The sequence below is a fragment of the Streptomyces carpinensis genome (assembly GCF_002154505.1).
Classification (GTDB): Bacteria; Actinomycetota; Actinomycetes; order Streptomycetales; family Streptomycetaceae; genus Streptomyces; species Streptomyces carpinensis.
In genome coordinates this window covers 1-2,523 of sequence record NZ_MUBM01000350.1, presented here as the reverse complement: position 1 = coordinate 2,523, position 2,523 = coordinate 1, and the positions used below count along the sequence as shown (strand labels likewise).

At 71.8% G+C, this 2,523-nt stretch carries 3 protein-coding genes; 2 read left to right on the top strand and 1 reads right to left on the bottom strand.

Annotated features, from left to right (window positions below):
- The coding region (locus BZY54_RS37595; RefSeq protein ID WP_086729816.1) for a UDP-N-acetylglucosamine--N-acetylmuramyl-(pentapeptide) pyrophosphoryl-undecaprenol N-acetylglucosamine transferase at positions 1–1,046 on the bottom strand (1,046 nt) is incomplete at its 3' end.
- Positions 1,047–1,223: 177 nt separating this feature from the next.
- Between BZY54_RS37595 and BZY54_RS37590 the strand changes: the two genes are divergently transcribed.
- On the top strand, positions 1,224–1,406 hold the full coding sequence (locus BZY54_RS37590; protein ID WP_086729815.1) for a hypothetical protein: 183 nt from the start codon (positions 1,224–1,226) through the stop codon (positions 1,404–1,406).
- Between the two features lie 19 nt (positions 1,407–1,425).
- The gene (locus BZY54_RS37585) at positions 1,426–2,439 is read left to right on the top strand and encodes an ATP-dependent DNA ligase (RefSeq protein WP_086729814.1); all 1,014 of its coding nucleotides are present in this window, start codon (positions 1,426–1,428) and stop codon (positions 2,437–2,439) included.
- Positions 2,440–2,523 lie beyond the last annotated feature (84 nt).

The window sequence follows — 2,523 nt, the reverse complement described above, 5'->3', positions numbered from 1 at the left end:
GGGCCCAGTGCGTCGCGCAGCGGGCCCTGCGACACCTCGCCCTCCAACGCGATCGCCGCCCCGGCCTGCTCCAAGTGCCGCGCGTTGTGCGCCTGCTCGTTGCCCGCCGACGACGCCAGCGGCACGAACACCGCGGGCTTGCCGAGCGCGGTCAGCTCCGCGAGTGTCCCCGCCCCGCTCCGTGACACCACGACGTCGGCTAGGGCCAGGACGTCGGGCAGCTCGCTGTTGATGAAGCCCGTCAGGTGGTAGCGGGCCGCCAGCTCGGCGGGGAGCCCGGCTGCCCGCGCCCGCAGACCCGCCTCGTTGGCCGGACCGCACTGGTGCACCACGTTCGCCTGCTGCAGCAGCCACAGCAGCGCCTCGGCGACCAGCTCGTTGATCTGCCGCGCGCCCTGCGCCCCGCCCGTGACGTACACGGTCGGCAGCTGCCGGTTGAAGCCCCACAGCCCCAGAGCCTGCACGGCCCGGTCCGCGTCCCCGGTCAGGACCTCCGGCCGTACCGGGTTGCCCGTCACCACGGCGACCGCCCGTGCCGGCTCCGACAGCAGGTCGAGCGTCGACTCCGACGACACGCAGATCCGCGCCGCGCTCGCTGCCAGCTTCCGGTTGGCGAGCCCCAGCCGCACCGTCTGCTCATGCAGCACGAGCGGCCGGTGGCACATGCGGGCCGCCAGCCCGGCCGGGACAGCGACGTAGCCGCCCGTCGCGAGCACCACGTCCGGTCGGAACTGGTCGATGGCCCTGCGGGCCTGGATCACGCCGAGCGGGACCCGCGCCATATCCCTGATGTTCGCCGGCGACGCCATCCGCAGCGGGTTCTTCGAGCGGCGGATCTTGCCCGTCACCACGCTGGTGAACGCGATGCCCTCAGCCGGGGCCACCCGCGCCTCCAGGCCGTCAGCCGTCCCAATCCACAGAGTCTCGAGCGCACGGCCCTCCCCGGCCAGCCGGGCCTGCAGAGTGCGTACCGCGGTCAGCGCGGGATACGTGTGGCCACCGGTCCCGCCGCCCGTGACGACGAGACGGAAAGGGGCGCTGTTCATCGGGACTGCTCCAAGGTCTGGCGGAGATCAGACGAGCCGTCAGGTTAAGGGCTGCCCAGCCTCGCTTCGCCCGGCTCCCGCGAAGATGCGCCATGCGTTGGCAGCGCACGGCCCGGAAGACTGTGGATAACCCCGCCTCGGGTCGCGGACCGCCCGCCGTGCCCTTAGACCGGACGTATGAGCAAGGACAGTGAACGGATCTACCACCCCGGCGAGGTCGTTCCCGAGTCGGGGATCTATGAGTGCGAGTGCGGTCAGCACCAGTGGAGCACGGACGTTAAAGGGCACCGGTTCCCGCCGATGCACGAGGGCTGCAGCGGCAGCGGCTGGAAGTTGAAGGCCGCCGCCCACCCCAGCTGACCGTCCAAGGGGGAGCGGGATGGTCCTTCGTCCGCCGGTGGAGCCGATGCTGGCCCAGGCCCGCGACAGCCTGCCCCCGCCCAGCGCGTTGCCCGGCGACCTCGTGTTCCAGCCGAAATGGGACGGGTTCCGGGCGATCCTGTTCACCCCCTGCCCTGGCCCCGGATCCGTGCTGCTCCAGTCGCGCCGGGGCAGCCTCATCCAGACCCGCTTCCCCGATCTGGTGCGCGCGGCCACCGTCCTGCCCGACGGCCTGGTCCTCGACGGCGAGCTCGTCGTCTGGGCCGGCGAACAGCTCTCCTTCGAGGCCCTGCAGCGCCGCGCGGCCTCCAGCGGCCGGACCGCCGCCCGGCTCGCCCAGGAGATGCCCGCCCACTTCGTTGCCTTCGACGTCCTCCAGGCGGACGGACAGGAGCTGCTGCAGACGCCGTACGCCGCCAGGCGCGCACGGCTGGAAGCCCTGTTCGCCGAGCGCCAGCTGACCGCCCCGTGGACGCTGTGCCCCGAAACGACCGACGTCGCTCTCGCCCGAGAATGGCTCACCTCCTGGACCGAGGTCCCCGGCATCGAAGGCCTGGTCATCCGAGGCAGCCAGCAGCGCTACCTCCCCGGAGCCCGCGCCCTCGTCAAGATCCGCCGGCGCGACACCACCGAAGCGATCATCGGGGCCATCACCGGCACACTGCGCCGCCCCCAGACACTCGTACTCGGCCGCCTCGACCAAGACGACCGTCTGCGCCCCGTCGGCCGCACCACGCCCGTACGCCCCGACGCCGCCCGACAACTCGCCGAGCAGCTGACACCGGCCGCACCAGGCCACCCTTGGGAAGGCCTCCGCTTCACCACAGGATGGGGATCGCACACCCCGCTCGACGTCACACTCGTCCAGCCCGACCTGGTCACCGAAATCATGGTCGACACCGCCCAAGAACGGGGCGCCTGGAGGCATCCGGCACGGTTCGCCCGGATCCGCACGGACATCACCGCCGCCGACGTCCCGCGGTTCGGCGCGGGCACGGAACCATCCGCATGACACGCGCGCAGTACTACTCCGGGTACGCCTCGCCACACTCGGCGGTGATACGAGAGGAGGCCTTTAGGGCGCGCAGATAATCAA